This window comes from Sphaerochaeta sp. UBA5836 (genome assembly GCF_002432845.1).
In the GTDB taxonomy this organism is placed as follows: Bacteria; Spirochaetota; Spirochaetia; order Sphaerochaetales; family Sphaerochaetaceae; genus Sphaerochaeta.
The window spans coordinates 52,227-52,704 of sequence record NZ_DJGW01000107.1 but is presented as its reverse complement, the minus strand read 5'-3'; the positions used below and the strand labels follow the sequence as shown (position 1 = coordinate 52,704).

The following is a 478-nucleotide window of genomic DNA, read 5'->3' as shown; positions in this document are numbered from 1 at the left end:
CCGAGTACGATGGACTTGGGAAGACTGTTTGCAATGTAGTAATTGACATCATAGTCCTTGTACTTGTAGGACGGTCCGAGATCACCGCGCAGGATGTCAAACATGTAGCGGCCATACTGTTGGATCATGGGTTCATCCAGATGATATTTGGCCTCAATGTTTCGCTTTACCACCTCGGGCAGGTTGCGTTCAGTAGCAAACGGACCACCGGGTGCGATGCGGACAATGAAGAAACTCAGCGTGATGATGATAAGAAGCGTTGGAATCATTCCTAATAGGCGGTTCACGATATATTTCGTCATTCGTTTCCTCTTGTGAGATTTTCGTTGCATGGATAGGTAGGCACGGGAAGCCTCAAATCATACAGCATTTCAGATACTATACCAAGACAGTCATTTATGCAAGAATTACCATAATTATGCAAATCCAATACTTTTTGCAAAGCTGTAAGAGTTTTGGGCATAAATAGATACCCTAA

Annotated in this window: 1 protein-coding gene and 1 pseudogene; both read right to left on the bottom strand. The window is 43.7% G+C overall.

All coding sequences use genetic code 11. The features are described from left to right. Positions 1–302, bottom strand: a pseudogene (locus B3F49_RS10675) (ABC transporter); the annotation flags it as partial. Then, positions 299–478: hypothetical protein (locus tag B3F49_RS10670; RefSeq protein WP_293910934.1), on the bottom strand; the 180-nt coding region annotated here is incomplete at its 5' end. The gene B3F49_RS10670 and the pseudogene B3F49_RS10675, both read right to left, overlap by 4 nt.